This window comes from Lysobacter sp. Soil_C_59 (assembly GCF_057656415.1).
Genome location: NZ_JBDGKK010000004.1, coordinates 165748 through 190428 on the forward strand (window position 1 = coordinate 165748; position 24681 = coordinate 190428).

Genomic DNA, 24681 nt, shown 5'->3' on the forward strand with positions numbered 1-24681 from the left:
CCTCCGTCTGCTGTCATCGCTGGTGTCGCGCCTGGCTCGCGCGCTGTCCGCTCCGCCTGTGCGCAGCTTCGGAGCGATGGGCTGAGCCGAGCCGATCGCACCGTTGCAGCCGGCTCGGCTAGCAGCGCGCTCGGTTACGATGCGGCGCTGACAGCCGTGCAAAAGGATTCACGCGTGCCCCCGGTCATCGATGTCCGCAACCTCACCAAGACCTACGCGTCGGGTTACCAGGCGCTCAAGGGCATCGACCTGCAGATCCGTCGTGGCGAGATCTTCGCCCTGCTCGGGCCCAACGGCGCCGGCAAGACCACGCTGATCAGCATCATCTGCGGCATCGTCAATGCCAGCTCCGGCACGGTGCTGGCAGACGGCCACGACATCGTGCGCGAGTACCGCCTGGCGCGAAGCAAGATCGGCCTGGTGCCGCAGGAACTGTCGACCGACGCCTTCGAGAGCGTGTGGGCGACGGTGAAGTTCAGCCGCGGCCTGTTCGGCAAGGCGCCCGATCCCGCCTACCTGGAGAAGGTGCTGCGCGACCTCTCGCTGTGGGACAAGAAGGACAGCAAGATCATGGCGCTGTCGGGCGGCATGAAGCGTCGCGTGCTGATTGCGAAGGCTTTGGCGCACGAGCCGCAGATCCTGTTCCTCGATGAACCCACCGCCGGCGTCGACGTCGAGCTGCGCCACGACATGTGGCAGATGGTGCGGCGCCTGCGCGAGAACGGCACCACCGTCATCCTCACCACGCACTACATCGAAGAGGCCGAGGACATGGCCGATCGCATCGGCGTGATCAACCACGGCGAGCTGATCCTGGTCGAGGACAAGGCAACGCTGATGCGCAAGCTCGGCAAGAAGCAGCTGACGCTGCAGTTGCAGTCGCACCTGGAAAAGATCCCCGAGGGCCTGTCGGACTATCCGCTGGAGTTGTCCGAGGACGGCACCACGCTGGTCTACACCTTCGACGTGCAGGCACAGGAAACCGGCATCGCCGCGCTGCTGCGGCGCCTGCACGAACAGGGCATCGACTTCCGCGACCTGCATTCCAGCGAAAGTTCGCTGGAGGAGATCTTCGTCAGCCTGGTGCGCCAGGGCCGGGAGGTGCGGGCATGAACTTCCATGCGATCCGCGCCATCTACCGCTTCGAGATGGCCCGCACCTTCCGCACGCTGATGGAGAGCATCGTCTCGCCGGTGCTGTCGACATCTCTCTATTTCGTCGTGTTCGGCGCTGCGATCGGCGCGCGCATGGGCGAAGTCGACGGCGTGAGCTACGGCGCCTTCATCATTCCGGGCCTGATCATGCTGTCGCTGCTGAGCGAGAGCATCTCCAACGCGTCCTTCGGCATCTACATGCCCAAGTGGGCCGGCACCATCTACGAGCTGCTGTCGGCGCCGGTGTCGGCGTTCGAAATCGTGCTGGGGTACGTCGGTGCGGCGGCGACCAAGTCGCTGATCCTCGGTGCGCTGATCCTGGTGACCGCGCGCTTCTTCGTGCCCTACGAGATCGCCCACCCGTTCTGGATGCTGTGCTTCCTGCTGTTGACCGCGGTGACCTTCAGCCTGTTCGGCTTCATCATCGGCCTGTGGGCGGACAGCTTCCAGCGCCTGCAGATCGTGCCGCTGATGATCATCACCCCGCTGACCTTCCTCGGCGGCGCGTTCTATTCGATCAACATGCTGCCGCCGATCTGGCAGAAGATCGCGCTGTTCAACCCGGTCGTGTACCTGATCAGCGGTTTCCGCTGGAGCTTCTACGGCATCGCCGACGTCAACGTCGGCATCAGCGCGGCGGCGATCCTTGGTTTCCTGACACTGTGCCTGGCGATCGTGTGGTGGATCTTCCGCACCGGATGGAAGCTGAAGAACTAGGTCTTGGGCGACCCGATCTCGCGCCGCAGCCAGCTGTCGATCATGCTCTTCTCGTAGCGCAGGATGTCGTTGTCGTTGACCGGGCTGGCGCCGACCATGAAGCCGGTGTCGCTGATCTTGCGCTCGCCTTCGGCAATCACCCGGCCGTCAGCGTCGGTGTGGCGGAAGTTCACCGTCATCCGCGGCGGATAGTAGTCGCGGATGATGCGTGTGTTGTCGAGGTTCGGGCCGTGCCAGGGCTCATAGGAACCGGCGCGGCGTATGTCGACGATGTCGACGTCCAGGCGCTGCCCCGGAGGCAGGCGCTTCTCGGCGCTCTTGCGCATGTGTTCGGCGAGCTCCTCGACCCAGTTGCCGCGGACGGCTTCCCAGCGATTGCGGCTGTAGCGGATGTCGGTGAACTTGGACGGGTCTTCCCAGCGCACGCTGACCGGGCCCTGTTCGGGCAGGGCGCGCGGCGCATCGGGATCGGTGACGTTGCGTGTCCGCGCGTCGGCGGGCACGCCGGCGCTGACGATCGCCAGCGCAATGGCAATGAGGGCGGGCCGCAGGTTCATGGCAGGCTCCGGGGCGATACCGGTCTTGGTACGTACCGATTGTCTGCCTGCACCCGCGCAACCGCCATGGGCGCCATGGCGGTCGTACAGCGGCGGTTTCTGATTGTCAGATCAGCTCAGGAACCAGGCCTCGATCGTGCCCTTCATCTTCATCGTCATCGGATTGCCGTGGCGGTCGAGCGACTTGCCGACCGGCAGCCGTACCCAGCCTTCGCTGATGCAGTACTCCTCGACATTGGTGCGCTCCACGCCGTTGACTTTGATGCCTACGCCGCGCTCGAGCAGGGCTTCGTTGTAGTGCGGGCTGCGCGGGTCGTTGGAGAGGCGGTCGGGCGGGGTGGTGTCGGTCATGGTCGTCGTGGTCCGTTATGGCTGCTGCCGCGGCGGCAATGCGCCGCGGGACCACAAAGGATACCGGGTAGGAGCGAGCTTGCTCGCGAACCCGACCTGGCCGAACCGATTGAGCCACATCGCGAGCAAGCTCGCTCCCACGGCTACTTGAGGACGTAGCCGGCCAGGCGCCAGGTCCCGTCCTCGTCCTGGCGGAACGAGATCAGCTCGTGCCCGGTGCGGTTGCCCGCGAACTGGGTGTCGAACTCGACATTGGCGTAGGTGCCAGCCGGGAGTTGTTCGGTGCCGGCGGTCGAGTGGCGGCTCACCAGGGTCCAGCGTCGTGCAGTCGTGGCTCCCAAGGGGGTTCGCTGGGCGGTCAGGGAGTCGGTGAACTTCTTGCGGTCGACGCTGCGCTTGGCCACGGTCGAGGCGCCATCCCAGACCTCGCCGGCACGGCCGGCGTCGATCAGTTGCGCCGCCTGGATCGCGGCGGTGGCCAGGCTGTTGGGGTCGATGTCGCGCGCGGATGCTGCTTGTGGGGCCGCTCGCGGGGGCGCCGGCGGCGTTGCCTGCTGCGCCAGCGCCGGTATCAACGCGGCGACGAGGGCCAGGCAGGCCAGGGCGTGGGCTTTCCTCGGGACGGACATCGGGCGACTCCAGTCGGGACGGGCGGAGTATGCCCAAGCGCCGATGAGGGACCGTGAAGCTCGCGCGACACTGTCACGGGTGCTCGCCGCGGCCCTGCAGCTTGGCCACGTGGATGACGGCGCGGACCTTTTCGCGGTCGGTGTGGCGGGAGATGGCGACCGCGCCGAGGTCGATGGCGCGCTCGCGCAGGTCGGCAGGGACGTCGTAATGGGCGCCGGAGGTCTTGTCCTGGAAGGCCCGCCGGGGGATGTCGAGGCGGGCGGCCATGGCGTGCAACTCCTCAAGGGTGTCGGCCATCAGGTGCGCCCAGCGTCGGCCGCGCCAAAGATGAACAGCGTCGTCGACGTAGACGGTCATGGTGGGCTGGGGCCTGTCATCCGGGGCTCCTGGAGGTCATGGAGGGGCGTCTGGAGGGGCGTCTGGAGGGGCGTCTGGAGGGGGAATCGGACGCTCTGTGAACAGAATTGCATCCCCGCCATTGCTTTGCGAGGCAATAGCGTCTAACGTTTGCCGCGCTGAGTTAGCCAAGGGTCACCGTGAATGTGGCCCGATGTAGATCAAGATTTACTCCATCGTTGCACCTCGTTTTCTCCTTGCAACCAGCCTCACGCCGCGAAAGCGGCAATTCACCATGTTCCAAGGAGTAAACAAAATGTCGAACCGTGAAACCGGTACCGTCAAGTGGTTCAACGATGCCAAGGGCTTCGGCTTCATCAGCCGCGAGAACGGCGAGGACGTGTTCGTCCACTTCCGTTCGATCCAGGGCTCGGGCTTCAAGTCCCTGCAGGAAGGCCAGAAGGTCACCTTCACCGTCGTCCAGGGCCAGAAGGGCCTGCAGGCCGACGCCGTGCAGGCGGTCTGAGTCTGACATCGTCGCGGCGCTAACGCGCTGACGAAGGAAAAACCCGGCTTCGGCCGGGTTTTTTTTTGCCCGTCATCCCCGCGAAGGCGGGGACCCAGTGACGTTGCCCTTGCACCTCATTGGTTCTTGCACGCCGTGGCGGCATCGACGTGCGCTGCGTCGGCGCCCCACAGGCAGACGATGCGGTCCAGTGCCAGGCCCGAGCGGGAATTGCTGAGGAAGACGATCCCGTCGCGTTGCTCGGGCCGCATCAGGAACTTGGCGCGGAATCCGGCCTGGTTGCGGCCGTCGTGGCCCACCGCGGTGCTGCCATCGCCGAGGCGCTCAATGAAATGGCCCAGGCCGTAGATCGCGTCGCCCGGGGTGCGTGGCGAGGCCAGAGCCGCCGCTTCGCGCAGTTGTGCCAGTTCTTCGCCGGATAGCGGGCCGTTCGATTCGCCATCGGAATCCACCATGCCGGCGATCATCCACTTCGCGAAGTCGTTGACCGTGGTGGTCAGCGTCGACGGCGCCTGCTCGACGTAGTAACGCGACGGCACCGGGTTGCCGTCGTCGCCATGCCCCTGCGCCGCATGGGCCATGATCGCCGGTGTCATCGCCACGCTGGTGTGGCTCATGTGCAGGGGTTGGAACACCAGTTCGTCGGCAAGGTCGGAGTACCTGCGCCGGGTGGTTCGTTCGATGGCCAGCTGCATAAGTGTGTAACCGCCGCCCGAGTACTGGAATTGGCTGCCTGCCGGTGCGAACAGTTCCACCGCGCCACGCCCGTTGGTCTTGCCAGCCAGCGACTCTTCCAGCGAAGGCAACTCGCTGAAATCGAGCCAGCCCTGGTAACCACCGAGCGTGGTGCCTGCGGTGTGCGAGAGCAGGTGGCGGAAGGTGATCGCGTGGTAGTCGAACGCGCTGGCGGCGAGCGGCCACGGTGACAGCGTGTCGGCGACGGGTTCGTCGAGTGCAATCACGCCTTCATCGACCAGGCGCATCGCCACCCAGGCCGCGATCGGCTTCGACAGCGAGGCCGCGGAGAATACGGTTTCGGGCGTCACAGGCAGCTTGCCGTCGTGGTCGGCAAAGCCGAAGCCCTTGGCATACACCAATTCGCCATCCACCAGTAGGCCAACGGCGACCCCCTTGATGTTGGCGGACTTCATGATCGCCGGTACTTCGCGCTCGACGACCGCGGCGAATGGCGGAAGCGATGGCGCGCGTTTGGCCGCGAAGGCCTGCGCAGCGGGCGTGGCCACGACAACCACTACCAGCAGTGCGGCGCCGGCTCTCGTAAAGAGCGCCCGGATAATGCGGGCGCTGCGCGATTCGATGGACATGCTTCCTGCCTCCGTGGGATGGGCCGCGGTTTCATGCGGCGCCAGCTGGGATGCAAGGATCGGGGCGTTGGTTTACCGCACGGCTCCCGCGGTCTGGCTCCCGGAGACACGCACCATTTTCGCCATCAGATGCTCGATCGCCGAACCGACCGCAGGGCAGCGACCCATGTGCGCCGGTGAGGTCTGGATGATCGAGCTGCGCTTGGCGGTCAGCCAGTGGAAGCGCGCGCGCTGCGGCAACTGGCCGATCGGGCCGCTGCCGGGGCCGCCGGCGCAGATCACTTCGATCGCGGCGAGGTGGCGACGCACCGTTTCCAGGTCGACCTGCGGGTCGATCGCGAGCAGGCGCGCTTCGTCCAGCTCGATGCGCGCCTCCAGGAACTTCGCGCCGGCGCACGACAGGATGATGCCGACATTGACGAACTCCTCGCGCTCCACGCGCGGGACCACGCGGATCACCGCGTAGTCGTAAGTGTCGTGGCGTTGCGGGTCAGGCGCGTGCATTGACGGCCTCCTCGACGAAACGCTGGCGCTGCGCCAGCCGTTGCATGAAGTGTTCGACGTAGGCGGCGCGATGCTCGGCCGGGTCGGCGGGGGTGTCGGCGCCGACCAGCCAGGCGTCGGGCACCATCGCCATGATCGCGGCGAAGTCCTCGCGCGACAGTTTTGGTGCCAGGCGCGCGTCGGCGCCGGTGATGTCGTCGGCGCGGGCCAGCAGCACGTGCTCGCGGATCATCGGGAACGCGCTGTCGGCATGGCTGGGCGAGCCGTCCCAGCCGTGATGGAAATACAGCGCCGCGCCGTGGTCGATCAGCCAGGGCTTGCGGTGCCAGATCAGCAGGTTGGGATTGCGGAAGCTGCGGTCGACGTTGCTGACGAACGCGTCGAACCACACCACCTCCGACGCCAGCGCGCCATCGACCTGCTCGGCGACCGGATCGAAGTTGATCGAGCCGGGCAGGTAGTCGAGGGCGAGGTTGAGCCCGGCGCTGTCCTTGATCAGCTGCTGGATCTCGGGATCGGGCTCGGTGCGCGCCAGTTCCGGGTCGAGATCGACGAACACCAGCTCCGGAATCGGCAGCCCCAGGGCGCGCGCGATCTCGCCGGCGACGAGCTCGGCGACCAGCGCCTTGGGCCCTTGCCCGGCGCCACGAAACTTCAGTACGTACAGGCCGTCGTCATCGCCCTCGATGACGGCAGGCAGCGACCCGCCTTCGCGCAGCGGCGTGACGTAGCGGGCAGCAGTGATCGAACGCAGGGGCATGGGCAGGGCCAATGAAAAGCCGCGACAGGTTACCTGCAACCCCTGGTCTTGGCTTGGTGCATGCCCTTGAGAGCGTCTACCAGGTGTCTTCGAGCATGCGCGGCTGGCAGGCGAGCCAGCCGCCGGTCAGCAGCACTGCCAGGCAGACCAGCAGGAAGGCGAATGGCCACGCCCAGCCGTGCGTCATCTCGTGCAGCAGGCCGAACAGCAGCGGCCCCAGGCAGCTGAGGCTGTAGCCCACGCCCTGCATGAAACCCGACAGCTTGGCCGAGCCGACCTGCGAACGCGTGCGCAGGTTGATCAGCGTCAGCGACAGCGGGAACGTGCTCGGCCCCAGGCCCAGCAGCGCGACCCACAGCAACGGCGCTGCCATCGGCGCCAGCAGCAGGCCGGCGAACGCGGCGACGTAAGCGACAGCGCATGCGATCACGATCGGATAGGGATTGCGCACCCGCACGGCGACGGCCGGCAGCACCAGCGCGCTGATCAGCCCGAGCGTCGAGAACAGCGCGACCATGCTGCCGCCCAGTGCCGGGCTGCCGCCGGCCTCGACCAGCAGCTTCGGCAGCCAGGTGAACATCGAATAGGTGATCAGCGAGGTCATGCCGAACATCAGTGCCAGGCCCCACGCCACCGGCGAGCGCGATACGCGCCCCGGGCAGGCAGGCTCGGCCAGTTCGGGTGCTGCGTCGCCGACCTTCACCGCGCAGTCGTGCGCATCCGCCAGCGCCCGTGCCTGGCGCGAGTGGCCGAAGCGCTCCATCCACAGCACCGCGATCCATGGCAACGCCGCCGCTGCCGCGACCAGCGACCAGCCGCCGAGCGAGGCACGCCAGCCGACGCTCTGCGCCAGCGGCACCGCCAGCAGTGCCGGCAGGATCGTCCCCAGCTGCAGCACCGTGATGTAGAAGGTACTGACCGTGCCGACGCGGTCGGCGAAGTAGCGCTTCACCAGCGGTGGCAGCACCACGTTGCCCATGCCCATGCCCGACAGCGCCACGGCCGAGGTCACCAGCAGCATCCAGGTATCGCCGACGAAGGCGCGCGCGAACAGGCCCAGCGTCGCCAGCACCATCGCCAGCAATGCGGTGCGCTCCAGGCCGAGGCGATGGGCGATGCCGGGTGTCGCCACGCCGAACACAGCGAAGGCCGCGGTCGGCACCATGCCGAGCACCCCGGTCATGGTCGATCCGAAACCGAGCGTCTGCCCGAGGCTGTCGAGCAGGGGCGTCAGTGAGGTCACCGCCGTGCGCAGGTTGAACGCGGACAGCACGATGCCGGCGAGCACCAGCGTGCGGTCGCGCCACAGCGGGCGCGCGATCGGCAATACGGCGGAGGAAGCAGTCACGTGAAGCACCTGTTCGTGCCTGCGACGACAGGCGGGGGAGGAAATGCGATGTCCGCAGGCGGAAAGACAGCCGTGGGAATGAAAGTGTGCGCGCCGCGCGCGGGCGAAACCAGCCGCGATCGGGCAACGCTGGGTTCCATGGTAATCGTTACCCGGCGTCGGCGTGGCCGAAGCGATGGATGTCGACGCATCGGGCAACACCGCGCGCGGGGAGGCGCCAATCGCGTGAAGAGTGTGTGTATGCGCAGCTGAACATCGCCGTTCGCGTTCACTGGCGGTTCGTGCGCGGGAAACAAGACTCGGACGCTGCAATGCCGAGGAGATGAAACGATGAAGAAGATCGTCGCGTTGAATGCAATGCTGCTGCTGTGCCTGTCCGCACCCGTGCTGGCGAAGGACGCGCTGACCGAACACGAAGTGCGCAAGCAGCTGGCCGAGCAGGGTTACACCAAGGTCAACGACGTCAAGTTCGTGGACGGCGTGTGGAAGGCCGACGCGCGCAGCGCCGAAGGCAACCACGTCGATGTGCGCATCGATGCAAAGACCGGTCGCGTGTATCCGGACGAGCAGGTCGCCAACCTCAGCGAGGCCGATGTGCGTGCGCGCCTGTCGGCCGCCGGTTACACCAATGTCCACGATGTCGAGTACGAGAACGGCATCTGGAACGCCGAGGGTGACGACCCCGGCGGCCGCGACGTCGCGCTCAAGATCGATCCGGCCAGTGGCAAGGTGATTGGCAAGGAGAAGGACTGAGCCGTGCGCCTCCCCCTGCTGGCAGGGGGAGGCGTTTGCCAAAAGCGGCCAAATGGATGGCTGCAGCCGCCCCGGAGCGCCCGGGCCGTTGGTCATGCTGGCCGTGGCTGCCCTGGCTGCCTAAGATCGGCGGACTCCAACTGGTAGAGCGTCCATGAAGTTTCCTGCCGTTTCCCTGCTGGCGCTGTCGATAGCGCTGGCGGTCAACCCCGCCTCGGCGGCCAAGCCGACCGCCAAGCCGTCCGCCCCGACCTTCGACCCCAAGCGCCTGTCCAACGACGTCAAGGTGCTGTCCTCGGACGAATTCGAGGGCCGCGGTCCCGCCACCGAGGGCGAGACCAAGACCGTGGATTACGTGATCGCACAGATGAAGGCCGCCGGCCTCAAGCCCGGCGGCGATCTCAAGGACGGCAAGCGCGAGTGGACCCAGGCCGTGCCGCTGGCACGCGCCGAGATCAAGGGCACGCCGCAGGTGTCGGTGAAGGTTGCCGGCAAGTCGCAGGCGCTGACCCAGGGCGAGCAGATCGCCGTGCGCGCCGCGCAGAACGGCACCACCGCCATCGACATCGCCAATGCACCGCTGGTGTTCGTCGGCTACGGCGTCAAGGCGCCGGAGCGCAACTGGGACGACTTCAAGGGCGTCGACCTCAAGGGCAAGATCGCCGTGGTCCTGATCAACGATCCGGATTTCGAGAGCGGCCAGGGTGACTTCGGCGGCAAGGCGATGACCTACTACGGCCGCTGGACCTACAAGTACGAGGAAGCCGCACGCCAGGGCGCCCTCGGCCTGCTGATCGTTCACGAGACCGCGCCGGCTTCCTACGGCTGGGCGACGGTGAAGAACTCCAACACCAACACCATGTTCGACGTCGTCCGTGACGACCCGGCCTCGGTGCATCCGACGATGGAAGGCTGGATCCAGCGCGACTTCGCCGCCGCGCTGTTCAAGGGCGCCGGCCAGGACTTCGATGCGCTGAAGAAGCAGGCCGCCACGCGCGACTTCAAGCCGGTCGAGCTCAAGGGCGCGACGCTGTCGGCCAAGTACGACGTCAACCGCGAGGTCATCACCTCGCACAACATCGTCGGCCGCATCGACGGCGCCAAGCGTCCGGACGAGACCGTGATCTACAGCGGCCACTGGGACCACCTCGGCGTCGGCCAGCCCGATGCCAAGGGCGACACGATTTACAACGGCGCGGTCGACAACGCCACCGGTATAGCGGCAATGCTCGAACTCGCGCGCGGCTTCGCCAAGGCGCCGGCACCGGACCGCTCGATCGTGTTCCTGGCAGTGACTGCCGAAGAGAAGGGCCTGCTCGGTTCGGAGTACTACGCCTCCAAGCCGCTGTACCCGCTGGGCAAGACCGTGGCCGTGATCAACATGGACGCGCTCGACCCGCACGGACTGGCACGCAACTTCACCACCTCCGGCAGCGCCAAGCAGGAACTGCTCGACCAGCTGGTGACCACGGCCAAGCAGTGGAACCTGGACTACGTGACCGATCCGAAGCCGGAAGCCGGCCACTTCTTCCGCTCCGATCACTTCCCGTTCGCCAAGCGCGGCGTGCCGGCGATCTCGTACGGCTCCGGCAACGACCTGGTCGACGGTGGCCTGGCAGCGGGCAAGAAGATCGAGGACGAATACGTCGCCGACCGCTACCACCAGCCGGCCGACCAGTGGGAAGCGAGCTGGACCTTCGCCGGCATGGCCCGCGACCTGCAGCTGCTGTACACGGTCGGCCACGACCTGGCCGACTCGGACCGCTGGCCGAACTGGGATTCCGCCTCGGAGTTCCGCGCCGCGCGTGATGCGACGGCGGGCGATCGCAAGTAACGCCTGACGCCCTCCGCGGAGGGCTGAAGTGCCGGCAAGGGCGAAGCAATGCTTCGCCCTTTGCTTTTCAGGCAGCCACGTCGCGCAACTGCGCGATCAGCGAATCCGTGTCCACCACCTCGGCGAACTCCACCCGCAGCGTCGCCAGGTGCGCGCGCTGGATCTCATCTGCACTGATCACGCCACCGGCGCCATCGGGCTGGCCGTTGCTTTCCATGGCCGGGTTGTTTCGCGGCGGCCACGGCGGGCAATCAAATCCACGCTGCACGTCGATCGGGATCAGCACGCTGGTGTGGCCGTGGGTCATGCGTCGTCTCCGCAAGGGAATGCCGACACTTTGCGCGCAGCCGCCCGCGATGCTCAACCCTGGGACTTCAGCCCCGATGCGTTGCGACCGCGCATCAGGGCTGAAGTCGCTCCGGCAGGATCAACCCAGCTTGCGCGACGCCGCGTACGACAACAGATTGCCCAGGCCGGTCATGCCCAGCAGCACGGCGATGACGCCGGGGGTGATCTGAGTCCAACCAAACGCTTCGATCAGTGCAAAACCAAGGCCAAGGGCGACGAACAGGATGCCCCAGCGTAGCGAGGCGTGACGGCGCTGCTGCGCTTCGGCCTGGACCAGCGTGCGGATCAGCTCTTCCGAGCCGTTGCCGGCGATCAGCTTGGCGCGGGTACGGGCGTCGACCACGGCCTTGATGGCGTACGTGATGCAGATGAACAGGGTGATCGGGATCAGCAGCTCGAAGTTCATGGTGGCTCTCTTGGCTCGGTGGTCGGGAATTGTTCCGGCTTCAGGCCATCAGATACGGCCGGGCCAGGACCGGTTGCACCGGGTCCGATCAAAAAACGATTGCAACCATCCCGGCCCTGGACGTATCCACATAGCCATGACGGGTGGATCGCTGTGACACCGGACGACCGCAAGCTGGTCGAGGACGTACTGGGCAATGTGCCCGGCGCGTTCGAACGGCTCGTGCGCGAGTACCAGGGACTGTGCTGGCACATCATCCAGCGCATGGTCCGCCAGCCCGAGGACACCCGCGAGCTGTGCCAGGAGGCCTTCCTGCGCGTCCATCAGTGCCTGCACCAGTACCGCGGCGAGAGCGCGCTGAAATCGTGGATCGGCCAGGTCGCCTATTCGGTGGCCAAGCGCCATCTGGAGAAGCGCCGCATCGCGATCGCCGACGGTGGCGACGACGAGGACGGCCTGTCGCTGCTCGACCAGGTCAGCGACGGCTTCGACCTGGAGGGCGCCTGCGCCGACGCCGAGATCGCCGCCGGCCTGCACGAGGAAATCGAGGCCCTGCCGCCCTTGCAGCGGACCTTGCTGACGCTGTATCACCTGGATGAAGTGCCCATCGTCGAGATCGCCCGCATCACCGGTCTCGCCGAAGGCACGATCAAGAGCCATCTGTTCCGGAGCCGGGCGCGTCTGCGAGAGCGCCTGCAGGCCCGGATGGGAGCCATCGCATGAACACAACCGACGACCGCAACCCTCCCGGCAAGCAGCCCCTTCCCGCCGATGCCCAGCGCCTGGAGCGCGAGTGGCAGGCGCAGGAGCGTGCCATGGAGCAGGAGCGCCGCGGCGTCCCGCTCGATCCGGCCGACCCGCGCCTGGGCGAGTACCGCCTCATCGCCCGCGCGCTGCGTGCCCCGGCGATGGAGCCGGTGCCCTACGACCTGGCTGCCCAGATCGTGCGCCGGGTCGAGGCCGCGCAGACCCTGGGCGAGCGCGTCGAGGGCTGGCTGTTGCGGTTCCTGATCGCGGCCCTGGCGGTAGTGGCCGTCGGCGCCGTGGCGATCTACGGGCCGGGCTGGGTCTCGTCCTTCGTTGCCCTGTGGCCGCAGCCGTCGCCGCAGGCGACCGGCTGGGCGGGCCTGCTGCTGGGCTGCCTGGGGCTGTCGCTGGCCTGGCAGAAGTGGGGCGGCCGGCTCCTGCACCACGACCATGGACACCCTGCCTGACGGCCGTTGCCGAGGGACGATGACCGACGTACGGTGACCGTTGAACCCGGCGGTTGGCGTTGGCTCTCCCAGCCCGGCTTCCACCCGGGAATGCGAGGCTCGCCATGAACCGTTCCCTCGTCGCCGCCGCGCTCGCGGTCGCCGTCTGCACCGCGCTTGCGGCCTGCCAGAAGCAGCCAGCCACCGAGGCCGCCTCGGCCACGCCGGCCACCGCAGGCACCACAGCGACGCCCTCCACGGGCGCGACCACGGCCGTGCCCAAGCCTTCCTCGACCGAACTCGAGCAACTCGCCGAACGCCTGGTCACGCAGTCGGCCGCGGTCAAGGAAGGTGAGGTCGTGCTCATCAGCGGCCGCTCGCAGGATGCCGAACTGATCGAGAACATCGCCGTGCAGGTGCGCAAGCTCGGCGCCTTCCCGTTGGTGACCTACGGCAGCGACCGCATGTCACGGCGCATGTTCTTCGACGTGTCGGACAAGTACGACACGCAGACCGACAAGCTGGGACTGGAACTGGCCGACATCGCCGATGTCGCGATCGGACTGAACAACGGCACCAGCGAGAACCTGTTCGAAGGTGCCGATCCCAAGCGCATGGCAGCCCGCGGCAAGTCCGACGAGGCCGTCAGCCAGGCCTTCCTCAACGAAGGCGTGCGGATCGTGGAAGTGGGCAACAACCTCTATCCGACGCCCTGGCGCGCCGAACGCTACGGCATGACCGAAGCACAACTGGCCGATGCGTTCTGGAAGGGACTCAACATCGACTACGCGCAGCTGCAGGCACGCGGCGAGCAGATCAAGGCGGCGATCTCGGCGGGTAACGAATTGCACATCACCAACCCCAACGGCACCGACCTGAAGCTGCAGGTGAAGGATCGCCGCGTGCTGGTCAGCGACGGCATCATCTCGCCTGAAGACCAGAAAGCCGGCGGCCCGTCGCTTGCGGCGTTCCTGCCGGCGGGCGAGGTCTACACCACGCCGGTGCCAGGCACGGCGGTCGGCAAGGTCGTGCACACGCGCACCTACTTCCGCGGCAAGCCCATCGACAACCTCACGTTGACCGTCGCCGACGGCAAGATCACCTCGATGACCGGAGACGGCCCGGGCTACGGCGACTTCAAGGCCGAGTACGACGCGGTCGAGGATCCCCGCAAGGACCAGTTTGCCTTCATCGACTTCGGCATCAACCCCAATGTCACGCTGCCCGCCAACAGCACGGTCGGCACGTGGGTGCCGTCGGGCGCAGTCACCGTGGGCACGGGCAGCAACACCTGGGCCGGCGGCGACAACTCGGTGCCGTACGGCGTCATCGCGTTCCTGCCTGGCAGCACCGTCACGCTGGATGGCAAGCCCATCATTGAAAAGGGCGTGCTGAAGCTCTGAAGAGTTTGTCCGTCACTGTGCGATGCGGACGGATTCTTCGTCCGCACGGACTTGCTTGTGTGTCACCCAGGCAAGCAGGCGAGTGGGAGAGTTTCGCAGCCTGAGGGCGTTCTGATTCAAGTCCATTGGTTGAGCCTTTAGCGTGCCCGCACGCGCTGAAGCGCCACCTTGCACTGCCCCCTGCAAGGTGAAACCTATAGGACGGAACATGAGATCTTTCGCAAGAAACCCGTTGGCGGCCGCGGTCGTCGCCGCATTTTCACTCAGCACCCTCGCTCCACTCCACGCAACGCAGCTGATCGTGAACGATGGCAGCACGCAAGTCGCCGCCGGCAAATACGACACGCGCAGCATGACCGGCCTGACCGATCCCTTCGCTCTCGCCGCTGTAAACCCCAACAGCCGCATCAACGGAACCGGTATCGAGGCGACCACGGCCAAGGTCATGGGTGCGCATGCTGTCGTGGCCGATCTGAGCGGCCAGATCGACCTGACCGATTCGGTCATCCGGTCATTGGGAAACAATGCAAACGGCGTAATGGCCGACAGGCTCGGCATGGTCAACCTGACCCGTGCCCAGATCGACCTTCCGGGACTCGGATCCTCCAACGGCAACGGGGTCATGGCGGCCGCGGGTGGCTCTGTTGCGCTAGGCGACTCGTCCGTCCTGGTGAGCCATGGCGGAGGTATGGTTGCCACCGGCGCCGGCAGCAAGATCCAGGCAGGCAACACCAGCGTCCGCGTTACCGGCGGCACGGAGGGCTATAACGGCGTCACGGCCGAGAATGGCGGCCTGATCGTGATCAATGCAGGCAGCAAGGTCGACATGCTCGACGGCACCACGGACGTGGGCGGTGTGGGCCTTCGCGCTTCCGGCGCTGCAAGTGAAATCAGAAGCACTGGTGTCCACGTCAACACAGCCGGTGGTCATGGCGTGGCGGCAAGCGATGGCGGCGTGATCTCGCTCGACGGCACCTCCGTCGACGCCAGCGAAGCCAGCGAGGGAGCCACCCTGCATGCCGTGGTCGCGACGGGCGCGGGCAGCAAAGTTTCCGCAGTCAGCAGCACGCTGCGTTCCCACGATATCCAGCACCGCGACCAGGCCGTCGCTGCCCAAGCCGGTGCGAATGTCACGCTTGGTGTCGGGACCCAGGTCACCGCCGATGGAACCGGTGCGTCGGTCACCGGGTCCGGCAGCAGCCTTTCCGTCGATGGCGCGTCCGTCGAAGCCTACGGCGTGGGTTTGTCCGTCGAAAACGGCGCAGAGGCGACTGTACGCAACGGCGCGTCTGTCACCGGATCCAGCGGCGTCGTGGTCAGCTCGGGCGCAAAGATGATGGGCAACGAGGCCACCATCCTGGCGACCGGTGTGAACCGAAACGGCATCGCGTTGGGCGGAGGCAGCACGCTGGACCTTGTCGACACCGCCGTGGATGGCCAGGCTCACGCAATCCAGTTCCTCTCTTCGGGTCCGCAAGGTGCGCCCAACATCGCCACCGTCAGCGGCGGCCATCTGTTCTCTGCCGCCGGCGCGGCCATCTTTGCAGAAGACGATCCGATCGATGCCGCCAGCACTGCCAACCGCAGCGAGCTTCACCTGCGCGATGGCGTCGAGGTCACGGGTGCGAACAACCAGCTTGTCCGGGTGGTCTCCGGAAATCAGCCTGTGCACTTGAGCATCTTCACGGACGACGTGGCCCTGACTGGCGACATGGTGGCCGAGGCGGGCGGCATCCTCGACCTGGCGCTGTCCAACGGTTCCTCCCTGCTCGGCGCGATCGGGCACGGCAACGCCATTGCATTGGACCAGGCGAGTCGCTGGGACATCACGCGCAACAGCGATGCCATGACCGTGCATTCCGCGGGCACGCTCGCATTCGTCGCGCCCACCGCTGGTGATTTCAAGACGCTTACCGTCAATGGTGACTACGTTGGTGAGGGCGGTACGCTTGCCATCAACACGGCGTTGGCCGGCGATGACTCCAGGACGGACCGCCTGGTCGTGCACGGCGCAACGAGCGGCGACACCATGCTCGCCGTCACCAACGCAGGCGGCGCCGGCGCATACACCAGTGCCGATGGCATCCAGGTGGTACAGGTCGACGGCGCATCGCAAGGTCAGTTCGCCCTGTCCGGCCGCGTCGTGGCCGGTGCCAACGAATACCTGCTGGCACAGGGCGGCAAGGCCACGCCGACCGACGGCGACTGGTACCTGCGCTCGGAAGCCCCTCCCGTCGTTGAGCCGCCCGTCGTTGAGCCGCCTGTAGTCGAGCCGCCTGTAGTCGAGCCGCCCGTGGTCGAGCCGCCGGTCGTCACTCCGGAGGAGCCGGTGCCCGTCGTTACGACCCCGGTGGAACCGGAACCGGTCGCACCGGAACCCGCGCCGCTGGTGCCGGTCTACCGTCCGGAAATCGGCGCGTACCTGGGCAACCAGCATGCCGCCGTGACGATGTTCAACCACACGATGCACGACCGCGTCGGGCAGCCGACGTTTGCCGAGGACGGCCGCAGTGACGACAGCGGCGGTGCGGCCTGGATGCGCGTGCGTCATGATCAGTTCGATGCGATGACCGGTGCGCGCCAGGTGGACACTGCCACCGATACCGACCTGCTGCAGCTGGGCGGAGAGCTGGTGTCGTGGACGGCGGGCGACAGCCGTTTCCATATCGGCGGCATGGGTGGCTGGGGCCGGGCCAGCACTCACGTCGGCTCCCATATCACCGGCTATGAAGCAAAGGGCCGTGTCACCGGATACAACCTTGGCGTGTACGGCACCTGGTTTGCCAATGCCAAAAGCGCTGCAGGCCTGTACATCGACGGATCGCTGCAGGGCGGCCGCTTCAGCAACCGCGTCGAGGGCGATTACCTGCCGCGCGAGTCCTACGACTCGCAAAGCCTGAGTGCGTCGATCGAAGCCGGTTACGCGATCCCGCTGCTGGCCAGCGAGAAGACGGAGCTGTACGTGCAGCCGCAGGCGCAGGTGATCTACACGGGCTACAAGGCCGACAAGCACGTCGAAAGCAATGGCACCTTGTTCACCAGCGAAGACGCCGGTGGCCTGACCACGCGCTTGGGCGGGCGCCTGTACGGCAATGCAACCGGCGCCGGCATCAACCGTGTCCAGCCGTTCTTCGAGCTGAACTGGTGGCATGCCGGCGAGGGAGATTCGATCACGCTCGGCGGGCAGCGCATTGACTGGGATCTGCCGCAGGACGTGTACGAAGGCAAGTTCGGTGCCCAGGTCGAACTGGGCGGCCAGTGGAACGGCTGGGGCAACATCGGGTTCCAGTCCGGTGCCGGCGACTTCCACACGGTCGATGGTCAGGTCGGTTTGATGCGCCGCTGGTAATCAGGGCGCGAGCAGCCACGAAGGGCCCGGCGCACAGCCGGGCCTTTCATTTTCAGGGGCCTACTTCAGCATCGGTCCAAGCTTCGTCCACACATGATCGCGGAGCTTGGGTTGCGCACTCGCCACCGGATGCAGGTTGTCTGCCTGGAACGCATTGCGGTCCAGTGCGATCGGCTCGAGCAGGAAGGGCAGCAGCGGCACTTCGTACTGCTTGGCAAGCGAGCTGAAGTTGCCGGCGAAACCCTGCGTGTACTCACGTCCCAGGTTGGGCGGCATGCGCATGCCGATCAGCAGCACCTTCGCACCGGCGTCCTTCGACGCCCGGATCATGCGCTCCAGGTTCGTGCGCGACTGCGCCAGCGGCAAGCCGCGCAGTCCGTCGTTGGCGCCCAGTTCGATCACCACCACGGCTGGCTTCGTGCGCTTGATCTCGCCGCCGATACGAGCCGCGCCACCGGCCGTGGTCTCGCCGCTGATGCTGGCATTGACGACGCGCCAGCCCGGTCGGTCCTTGGCGACGCGGTCGGCGGTCAGCGCCACCCAGCCCTGCGATGCGGCCAGGCCGTAGCCGGCCGAGAGTGAATCGCCCATGACCAGAACCGTGCGTGCCGGCGCCGCCGCGGGCCTGGCGCGCGCGGCCGACTGTGCCAAGGCTGGCACCGCGAAGGCCAGGGCCAGGACCAGGACGACACCCCATCCGATGGCACATTGAACGCGCCGCCGCGATGCCGCATATCCTTCGTTCATGACAGCAAGTGACTTGGTGAACATCGTGACCCGGGCTCCGGCTGAAAAAGTGATATCCCCTACGAGCATAGAGACGATCATGGCCGATTCCCGCGAAACGCGCGCCACTCCACCGGCCACGGCTTCGGCCACGCTTCAGGTCGAAGGCCTGGGCAAGCGCGTCATGCTGCCCTCGGGGGAGCTGGTCATCCTCGAGGACGTCTCCTTCGAGATCGCGCGTGGCGACACGGTAGCGATCGTCGGTGCCTCCGGTTCGGGCAAGAGCACGCTCCTGTCGTTGCTGGCCGGGCTCGATACACCCAGTACCGGCCGCGTGGCGCTCGACGGTGAAGTCCTTTCCACGCTCGACGAAGACGGCCGCGCCCGCGTTCGCGGCGAGAAGGTCGGCTTCGTCTTCCAGAACTTCCAGCTGCTGCCGTCGCTGACCGCGATCGAGAACGTGATGCTGCCGCTGGAGCTGCGCGGTGACCGCGAGGTCGAGTCGGCCGCGCGCACGATCCTGGAAAAGGTCGGCCTGGCCCAGCGCCTCGGGCATTACCCGCGGCAGCTGTCCGGTGGTGAGCAGCAGCGCGTCGCACTGGCACGCGCCTTCGTGACCCGTCCCGGCCTGCTGTTCGCCGACGAGCCCACCGGCAATCTCGATACCCATACCGGCCAGGCAATCATCGAGCTGTTGTTCGAGCTCAATGCCGACGCCGGCACCACGCTGGTGCTGGTAACCCACGACGAACACCTGGCCTCGCGCTGCAGCCGCATGCTGCGCCTCGACAGCGGCCGCCTGGTGGCGTCATGAGACAGATCGGGCTGGCCTGGCGGCAACTGCGCCGCGACCTCGCCGCCGGCGATGTCCGCATCCTGATCGCCGCGCTGGTGCTGGCAGTGCTGGCCGTGACCGCGGTGGGTTTCGTCACCGACCGCGCGGAACGCGCGCTGGCGATCGAAGCCAACCGCCTGCTCGGTGGCGATGCCGTGGTGCGTGCCGACACGCCGATCACCGGCGTCGTGCTCGAAGCGGCCAACGATCCGCGACTGCAGCGCACCCAGACGCAGGAACTGCAGACGATGATCCGCGTCGGCGAGCGCCTGCAGCTGGGCGACCTGCGTGGCCTCGGCGATGGCTTCCCGCTGCGCGGCAGTTTCCGCATTGCCGACGCCAGTGGCGTCGAGCGCGATGCCGGTGCGGTGCCCGCCAAGGGCACCATCTGGATGAGCCGCGCCGGTGCCGACACGCTCGGTGCCCGCCTCGGCGACGAGATCGCCATCGGCGATGCAAATTTCAGGCTGGCCGCGCTCGTGATGCAGGAGCCCGACGCCGCGCTCGATTACTTCAACGTCGCGCCCAAGGTGTTCCTCAACCTGGCTGACGTGCCGTCGACCGGCCTGGTGCAGGAAGGCAGCCGCATCCGCTACCGGCTGGTGATCGCCGGGCCGGCCGCGGCGGTCGAACAATTCGTCGCACGCGCGCGCCCGGCACTGGGTCGCGGCCAGCGCCTGGAAACCATCGCCGATGCGCGCCCGGAGATCCGCTCCGCGCTCGATCGCGCCGGCCGCTTCCTTGGCCTGGCCGCGCTGGTATCGGTGGTGCTGGCGGCGGTCGCGGTGGCGATGGCGGCGCGCCGGCACAGCGAGCGCCATCTGTCCGGCACGGCGGTGATGCGTTGCCTGGGCGCCAGCCAGCGCACGCTGGTCGCGATCCAGGTCGGCGAACTGGTGATGCTGGGGCTGATCGCCAGCACGGTTGGTGTGCTGCTCGCCTTCGGCCTGCAATGGCTGATCGGTGGCTGGCTGGAGCAGGCATTGAAGCTGTCGATTCCGCCGGCGGGCCTGCTGCCGGCATTGCAAGGTTATGGCGTCGGCCTGATCGTGCTGCTCGCCTTCGGTGCGCCGCCGGTGCTGGCGCTGCGTCGCGTGCCGGCGTTGCGCGTGCTGCGTCGCGACCTCGATCCGACCGAACCGAGCGCGTGGCTGGTCACCATTGCCGGATTCGCAGGCCTCGCCGCGCTGTTGTGGTGGAAGGCCGGTTCGGCCGCGCTCGGGCTGTCGATGCTGCTTGGCATCGCGGCGACGCTGGTCGTGCTGGCGCTGCTGGCATGGCTGCTGATCCTCGTCGTTCGCCGCGTGCGCTCCCGCCTGCGCGGAAGCCTGCGCTACGGCCTGGCCAACGTCAGCCGTCGCGCCGGCGCCAGCATCGCCCAGGTGTCGGCGTTGGGACTGGGCCTGATGGCGCTGCTGCTGCTCACCTTCGTCCGCACCGATCTGCTCGATCGCTGGCAGGTGGCGCTGTCGGCCGATGCACCCAACCGTTTCATCATCAACGTCCAGGACGACCAGGTCGGGGATGTGCGCGCCTTCGTCGCCCGGCAGGGAGTCGCCGAGCCGACGCTATACCCGATGATCCGCGGCCGCCTCGTTTCGCATAACGGCAAGGCGGTCACCGGCGCCGACTACGAGGAGCAGGGCGAACGCGCGCAGCGCCTGGCCGAGCGCGAGTTCAACCTCTCGGTCACCGATCACCTGCGCGAGGACAACCGGGTCACTGCCGGCACGTTCTGGGGCAAGCGCAAGCCCGCGCAGCCGGAAGTGTCGGTGGAAGAGGACTTCGCGGAGAGGCTGGGCTGGAAGATCGGCGACCGCATCGTCTTCGACATCGCCGGACAACCCTTCGAAGGAACGATCACCAGCCTGCGCAGCGTCGACTGGGAAAGCTTCCGCCCCAACTTCTTCGTCGTCGCTTCGCCCGGTTCGCTCGATGGATTCCCGGCCAGCTACATCACCGCCGTCAGCGTGCCGCCGGCGCGCACGCGCTTCACCGCCGACCTGGTCGAGCGGTTCCCGAACCTGTCGGTGATCGACATCGACGCCGTGCTCAAGCAGGTGCGCAGCACCGCCGACCAGGTGTCGACGGTGGTCGAAGTGGTGTTCGTGTTCTCGCTGGCAGCGGGCTTGCTGGTGTTGATGGCGGCGGTCAGTGCCAGCCAGGACGAGCGCCTGCTCGAAGGCGGCGTGATGCGCGCCATCGGTGGCAGTCGTCGCCAGCTGCGCCTGGCGCAGGCGTCGGAGTTCGCCGCGATCGGGTTGCTGTCAGGCCTGACGGCCGCAATCGCCGCATCGGTGCTGGCCGGCGTGATCGCCACGCGCGTGTTCGACCTGCCGTGGAAGACCGACTGGCGCCTGGCCGCGGCAGGCGCCGCAGTCGGCGTCCTGGCGGCTTTGCTGGCGGGCATGTTCGCGACGCGGCGCGTGCTCGATGCACCGCCGTCGGTAACGTTGCGGGAGTTGCAGGACTGAAGCGTCGCTATTGGAAGACGGGCTGCGCCTTGGCGCCGAAGCGACGCGGGTAACCGCGTTCGCTGGCAACGCGATCCACTTCGTCAGTGGGCAGATCGGGGGCTCCGTAGACCGCGTAGGCGATCTCGCCGTCACGCATGCCGATCTGGTGCAGCCGGTAGCGCGATTGTCCCGCGCCGGTGTTCTCCGGGTAATGCAGGGGCGGCTCCGTGCCGTCCAGATCCAGCTCGCTGTTGTCGACCAGTCCGCCAACGAAGAGCGCGCGCATCTCATTCTCCTTGCCTGAATCTGTTGCCATGGTGCCGCGCAAGGCGTTGATTCGGCATGAAGCTCGGATGTGATGGCCGTAGCACCGTGCGCGGCCGCGTAGAATTGCGACATGACATTCGCAAAATCTCAGATGGGTGCCCGATATGAGCGCTGAAGGCGACGACGCGGCCCTGCAAGCCCTGCTGCTCCCGTTCGTGGACGGCGTACTGACCTGGCCGACCACCGGCGGCGTGCTGTTCCTGCGTGCGCGTGACGGCTGGCCGCTGCACCAGCGCCCGCTGCCCGGCCTGGTCTGCGAGCAGAGCTTCAAGCCCGAGGCCGAGGCGCTCGAGCGCTCCGGGCTCACTTTGGTCGAGGCCAGCGACGAAGACCGCTACGCAATGGTGCTGGTATTGCCGCCGCGGCAGCGCGACGAGGCGCGGGCCCTGTTTGCGCGCGCCGTGGCGCATTGCGCACCGGGCGGTCGCGTGGTCGCCTGCCTGGGCAACAACGAAGGTGCAAAATCGGGAGAAACCGACCTGGCGCGCATCGCCGGCCCGGTCGGCACCCTCTCCAAGCACAAATGCCGCGTGTTCTGGACGGCGCCGCTGGACGGCCCGGCCGATCCGGAGCTGGCCCGACAGTGGCTGAAAGCCGACGCACCGCGCGCGATCGCCGATGGCCGCTTCCTCAGCCGCCCCGGCCTGTTTGCCTGGGACCGCATCGATCCGGCCTCGCGCCTGCTGGTCGAGCAACTGCCGGCCACGCTGGCGGGCGAGGCCGCCGACCTGGGTGCCGGCTACGGTTACCTCGCCAGCGAGCTGCTGGCGCGTTGCCCCGGCATCAGCGCGGTCGACCTGTATGAAGCCGAGGGGCGGGGGCTGGAGCTGGCGCGCGCCAATCTCGCCCCGGCGGCGTCCCGTGCCACGCTCGGATTCCATTGGCATGACGTCACGCGCGGATTGGACAAGCCCGGCTTGGACAAACGATACGATGTGATCGTCAGCAATCCGCCGTTCCACGCGCAGGGTCGCGCCGACCGTCCCGACATCGGCCGCGCCTTCATCTCGGCGGCGGCACAGGCACTGCGCCCGCGCGGCCAGCTGTGGCTCGTCGCCAATCGCCATCTCCCCTATGAAGAGATGCTCTCCGTGCACTTCGGCGACGTGCGCACCGTGGCGCAGCGCGACGGCTTCAAGGTGATCGCCGCCGTCGCCACGCCGCACGCGGCGCCGGCCGCGCCGGCGCCTGCCGCCGGCAGGGCGAGGAGCAAGGGCAAGGCCCGCGAAAGGAACTGGAAATGAAGCTGGTCAAGCTGATCGCCAATCTCGGATACGGCAGTCGCAAGGACGTCAGCTCGATGTTTCGTGAGGGGCGCATCACCGATCCGTCCGGCGAGGTGCTCTACGCCGACGACAAGGTCGGCCACGATGGCATCCGCATCGACGGCGAGCCGCTCGACCCGCCCGCCGGCCTGACCCTGATGCTGCACAAGCCGACCGGTTACACCTGTTCGACCAAGGATCCCGGTCGCGTCATCTACGACCTGCTGCCGCCGCGATTCCGCCTGCGCTCGCCGATCCTGTCGAGTGTCGGCCGGCTCGACCGCGATACGTCCGGCATGCTGCTGATGACCGACGACGGCGCGCTGCTGCACCGGATCGTCTCGCCCAAGGCCCGGCTGGCGAAGGTGTACGAGACCACGCTGGCGCAGGACCTGCGCGGCGACGAGGGCGCATTGTTCGCCAGCGGCACGCTGGTGCTCGAGTCCGAAGACACGCCGCTGGCGCCGGCGCAGCTGCAGGTCACCGATCCGCGCCACGCCGCGCTGACCCTGACCGAAGGCCGCTACCACCAGGTGCGGCGCATGTTCGCCGCGACCGGCAACCATGTCGAAGCGTTGCATCGCAGCCGCATCGGCGGACTCGCGCTGGACGGCCTGCCGGCCGGGCAGTGGCGCGTGCTCGATGAGGGCGACATCGCGCACCTGTTCGGAGCGGCGGCATGAGCCTGCTGACGCCGGTGCAGTTCAGCCCGGTCGCGGTCCTGTTCGACATGGACGGGCTGATGATCGAAAGCGAGCGCGCCCTGCTGCAATGCTGGCACGAAACCGCGGACGAGCTGGGTCTGCAATTCGAGGACTCGCTGTGGCTGTCGTTTGTCGGCCTCTCCGACCGCGCCTGCCACGAACTGCTGCGTACGCGCCTGGACGAAGACCAGCTTCAGGCCTTGCTGCAAGGTTGCCGCACACGCTACGACGCCCACGTCGAAGCAGGCCTGCCGCTCAAGCCCGGCCTGCTCGAACTGCTGGAGCTGCTGGCGCAACGTGGCATCCCGCGCGCCGTGGTCACCTCGACCCGGCGCGAGCGCGCGATGCAGAAGCTGGAGCTGTGCGGCCTGCTGCCGCACTTCGTCACGGTCGTCACCGGCAGCGACGTCGTCCACTCCAAGCCGGCGCCGGACATCTATCTGCTGGCGGCGGAACGGCTGGGTGTCGCGCCGGAGCATTGCGTGGTGCTGGAAGATTCGGTGCCAGGCGTGCGCGCCGCGCTGGCCGCGGGCATGACGCCGATCCAGGTGCCGGACCTGGTGGTGCCGGACGAAACCGCCCGCGCGCTGGGGCATCGCATCGTCGACTCGCTGGTGCAGGCGCGCACGCTGATCGAGCCGGCGCTGCGCTGAGCCGACCGTCGTCCCGGCGAACGCCGGGACCCAGGCCCGCACGCCGTCAGTGACGTCACGTCATCCCGGCGAAAGCCGGGACCCATTTTGACGTTGACGCAGCGTCCCCTGGATCCCGGCGTTCGCCGGGATGACGAGCAGGATGGATCCCGGCGTTCGCCGGGATGACGAGCAGGATGGATCCCGGCGTTCGCCGGGATGACGAGCAGGATGGATCCCGG

Annotated in this window: 26 protein-coding genes; 14 read left to right on the top strand and 12 right to left on the bottom strand. The window is 67.3% G+C overall.

The window, feature by feature from the left end; all coding sequences use genetic code 11:
- Nucleotides 1–174: 174 nt before the first annotated feature.
- Nucleotides 175–1113: an ABC transporter ATP-binding protein gene (locus AC3A3Q_RS10010; protein WP_487586119.1), complete on the top strand. Its 939-nt coding sequence runs from the start codon at nucleotides 175–177 to the stop codon at nucleotides 1111–1113.
- Nucleotides 1110–1871, top strand: a complete 762-nt coding sequence (locus tag AC3A3Q_RS10015; protein WP_487586120.1) for an ABC transporter permease — start codon at nucleotides 1110–1112, stop codon at nucleotides 1869–1871. Before AC3A3Q_RS10010 ends, AC3A3Q_RS10015 begins: the two co-directional genes overlap by 4 nt.
- On the opposite strand, the gene AC3A3Q_RS10020 is transcribed toward AC3A3Q_RS10015, so the two are convergent.
- From AC3A3Q_RS10020 to AC3A3Q_RS10035, 4 genes are all read right to left on the bottom strand, one after another.
- On the bottom strand, nucleotides 1868–2428 hold the full coding sequence (locus AC3A3Q_RS10020) for a DUF3016 domain-containing protein (RefSeq protein ID WP_487586121.1): 561 nt from the start codon (nucleotides 2426–2428) through the stop codon (nucleotides 1868–1870). The two genes, AC3A3Q_RS10015 and AC3A3Q_RS10020, sit on opposite strands and share 4 nt — an antisense overlap.
- Nucleotides 2429–2539: 111 nt before the next feature.
- On the bottom strand, nucleotides 2540–2779 hold the full coding sequence (locus AC3A3Q_RS10025) for a DUF3297 family protein (protein ID WP_200608986.1): 240 nt from the start codon (nucleotides 2777–2779) through the stop codon (nucleotides 2540–2542).
- 143 nt (nucleotides 2780–2922) lie between these two features.
- Nucleotides 2923–3408, bottom strand: a complete 486-nt coding sequence (locus AC3A3Q_RS10030) for a DUF4019 domain-containing protein (protein WP_487586122.1) — start codon at nucleotides 3406–3408, stop codon at nucleotides 2923–2925.
- A 73-nt stretch (nucleotides 3409–3481) separates the two neighbouring features.
- Complete coding sequence (locus tag AC3A3Q_RS10035; RefSeq protein ID WP_487586123.1) at nucleotides 3482–3766, bottom strand: DUF4031 domain-containing protein; 285 nt, start codon at nucleotides 3764–3766, stop codon at nucleotides 3482–3484.
- Between the two features lie 295 nt (nucleotides 3767–4061).
- Here AC3A3Q_RS10035 and AC3A3Q_RS10040 point away from each other — a divergent pair, with 295 nt between their 5' ends.
- On the top strand, nucleotides 4062–4271 hold the full coding sequence (locus AC3A3Q_RS10040) for a cold-shock protein (protein WP_158732419.1): 210 nt from the start codon (nucleotides 4062–4064) through the stop codon (nucleotides 4269–4271).
- Nucleotides 4272–4387: 116 nt separating this feature from the next.
- Here AC3A3Q_RS10040 and AC3A3Q_RS10045 read toward each other — a convergent pair whose 3' ends face one another.
- From AC3A3Q_RS10045 to AC3A3Q_RS10060, 4 genes are all read right to left on the bottom strand, one after another.
- A complete protein-coding gene (locus AC3A3Q_RS10045; protein WP_487586124.1) occupies nucleotides 4388–5596 on the bottom strand; it encodes a serine hydrolase domain-containing protein in 1209 nt (402 codons plus the stop codon).
- A 72-nt stretch (nucleotides 5597–5668) separates the two neighbouring features.
- Nucleotides 5669–6100 carry a DUF3037 domain-containing protein gene (locus AC3A3Q_RS10050; protein ID WP_487586125.1) on the bottom strand — a complete coding sequence of 144 codons (432 nt, stop codon included), beginning with the start codon at nucleotides 6098–6100 and terminating at the stop codon, nucleotides 5669–5671.
- The gene (locus AC3A3Q_RS10055) at nucleotides 6087–6854 is read right to left on the bottom strand and encodes a HipA family kinase (protein ID WP_487586335.1); all 768 of its coding nucleotides are present in this window, start codon (nucleotides 6852–6854) and stop codon (nucleotides 6087–6089) included. The genes AC3A3Q_RS10050 and AC3A3Q_RS10055 overlap by 14 nt, the downstream gene beginning before the upstream one ends.
- Nucleotides 6855–6936: 82 nt before the next feature.
- Nucleotides 6937–8208, bottom strand: a complete 1272-nt coding sequence (locus tag AC3A3Q_RS10060) for a CynX/NimT family MFS transporter (protein ID WP_487586126.1) — start codon at nucleotides 8206–8208, stop codon at nucleotides 6937–6939.
- Between the two features lie 330 nt (nucleotides 8209–8538).
- On the opposite strand from AC3A3Q_RS10060, the gene AC3A3Q_RS10065 reads away from it, so the two are divergent.
- A complete protein-coding gene (locus AC3A3Q_RS10065) occupies nucleotides 8539–8961 on the top strand; it encodes a PepSY domain-containing protein (RefSeq protein ID WP_487586127.1) in 423 nt (140 codons plus the stop codon).
- Between the two features lie 154 nt (nucleotides 8962–9115).
- A complete protein-coding gene (locus tag AC3A3Q_RS10070) occupies nucleotides 9116–10795 on the top strand; it encodes a M28 family metallopeptidase (protein WP_487586128.1) in 1680 nt (559 codons plus the stop codon).
- A 67-nt stretch (nucleotides 10796–10862) separates the two neighbouring features.
- On the opposite strand, the gene AC3A3Q_RS10075 is transcribed toward AC3A3Q_RS10070, so the two are convergent.
- Complete coding sequence (locus AC3A3Q_RS10075) at nucleotides 10863–11102, bottom strand: hypothetical protein (protein WP_487586129.1); 240 nt, start codon at nucleotides 11100–11102, stop codon at nucleotides 10863–10865.
- Between the two features lie 120 nt (nucleotides 11103–11222).
- Nucleotides 11223–11549 (bottom strand): DUF6249 domain-containing protein, encoded by a 327-nt coding sequence (locus AC3A3Q_RS10080; protein WP_487586130.1) that lies wholly within the window; start codon nucleotides 11547–11549, stop codon nucleotides 11223–11225.
- 153 nt (nucleotides 11550–11702) lie between these two features.
- On the opposite strand from AC3A3Q_RS10080, the gene AC3A3Q_RS10085 reads away from it, so the two are divergent.
- The 4 genes from AC3A3Q_RS10085 (at nucleotide 11703) to AC3A3Q_RS10100 (ending at nucleotide 17494) form a co-directional block, all read left to right on the top strand.
- Nucleotides 11703–12272, top strand: a complete 570-nt coding sequence (locus tag AC3A3Q_RS10085; RefSeq protein WP_487586131.1) for an RNA polymerase sigma factor — start codon at nucleotides 11703–11705, stop codon at nucleotides 12270–12272.
- On the top strand, nucleotides 12269–12763 hold the full coding sequence (locus AC3A3Q_RS10090; RefSeq protein WP_487586132.1) for a hypothetical protein: 495 nt from the start codon (nucleotides 12269–12271) through the stop codon (nucleotides 12761–12763). The genes AC3A3Q_RS10085 and AC3A3Q_RS10090 overlap by 4 nt, the downstream gene beginning before the upstream one ends.
- 104 nt (nucleotides 12764–12867) lie before the next feature.
- Nucleotides 12868–14145, top strand: a complete 1278-nt coding sequence (locus tag AC3A3Q_RS10095; RefSeq protein WP_487586133.1) for an aminopeptidase — start codon at nucleotides 12868–12870, stop codon at nucleotides 14143–14145.
- A 208-nt stretch (nucleotides 14146–14353) separates the two neighbouring features.
- Entirely contained in the window at nucleotides 14354–17494 is a 3141-nt protein-coding gene (locus AC3A3Q_RS10100) for an autotransporter family protein (RefSeq protein WP_487586134.1), read from the top strand.
- 60 nt (nucleotides 17495–17554) lie between these two features.
- Here AC3A3Q_RS10100 and AC3A3Q_RS10105 read toward each other — a convergent pair whose 3' ends face one another.
- On the bottom strand, nucleotides 17555–18085 hold the full coding sequence (locus AC3A3Q_RS10105; RefSeq protein WP_487586135.1) for an arylesterase: 531 nt from the start codon (nucleotides 18083–18085) through the stop codon (nucleotides 17555–17557).
- Between the two features lie 235 nt (nucleotides 18086–18320).
- On the opposite strand from AC3A3Q_RS10105, the gene AC3A3Q_RS10110 reads away from it, so the two are divergent.
- A complete protein-coding gene (locus AC3A3Q_RS10110) occupies nucleotides 18321–19034 on the top strand; it encodes an ABC transporter ATP-binding protein (RefSeq protein ID WP_487586136.1) in 714 nt (237 codons plus the stop codon).
- Nucleotides 19031–21529 carry an ABC transporter permease gene (locus tag AC3A3Q_RS10115; RefSeq protein WP_487586137.1) on the top strand — a complete coding sequence of 833 codons (2499 nt, stop codon included), beginning with the start codon at nucleotides 19031–19033 and terminating at the stop codon, nucleotides 21527–21529. The genes AC3A3Q_RS10110 and AC3A3Q_RS10115 overlap by 4 nt, the downstream gene beginning before the upstream one ends.
- Nucleotides 21530–21536: 7 nt before the next feature.
- On the opposite strand, the gene AC3A3Q_RS10120 is transcribed toward AC3A3Q_RS10115, so the two are convergent.
- Nucleotides 21537–21797 (bottom strand): hypothetical protein, encoded by a 261-nt coding sequence (locus AC3A3Q_RS10120; RefSeq protein WP_487586138.1) that lies wholly within the window; start codon nucleotides 21795–21797, stop codon nucleotides 21537–21539.
- A gap of 145 nt (nucleotides 21798–21942) precedes the next feature.
- Between AC3A3Q_RS10120 and AC3A3Q_RS10125 the strand changes: the two genes are divergently transcribed.
- From AC3A3Q_RS10125 to AC3A3Q_RS10135, 3 genes are read left to right on the top strand one after another with little or no spacing between them, the layout of a single operon-like run.
- Nucleotides 21943–23082: a class I SAM-dependent methyltransferase gene (locus AC3A3Q_RS10125; RefSeq protein ID WP_487586139.1), complete on the top strand. Its 1140-nt coding sequence runs from the start codon at nucleotides 21943–21945 to the stop codon at nucleotides 23080–23082.
- The gene (locus AC3A3Q_RS10130) at nucleotides 23079–23786 is read left to right on the top strand and encodes a pseudouridine synthase (RefSeq protein WP_487586140.1); all 708 of its coding nucleotides are present in this window, start codon (nucleotides 23079–23081) and stop codon (nucleotides 23784–23786) included. The genes AC3A3Q_RS10125 and AC3A3Q_RS10130 overlap by 4 nt, the downstream gene beginning before the upstream one ends.
- Nucleotides 23783–24460 (top strand): HAD family hydrolase, encoded by a 678-nt coding sequence (locus tag AC3A3Q_RS10135; protein ID WP_487586141.1) that lies wholly within the window; start codon nucleotides 23783–23785, stop codon nucleotides 24458–24460. Before AC3A3Q_RS10130 ends, AC3A3Q_RS10135 begins: the two co-directional genes overlap by 4 nt.
- Nucleotides 24461–24681 lie beyond the last annotated feature (221 nt).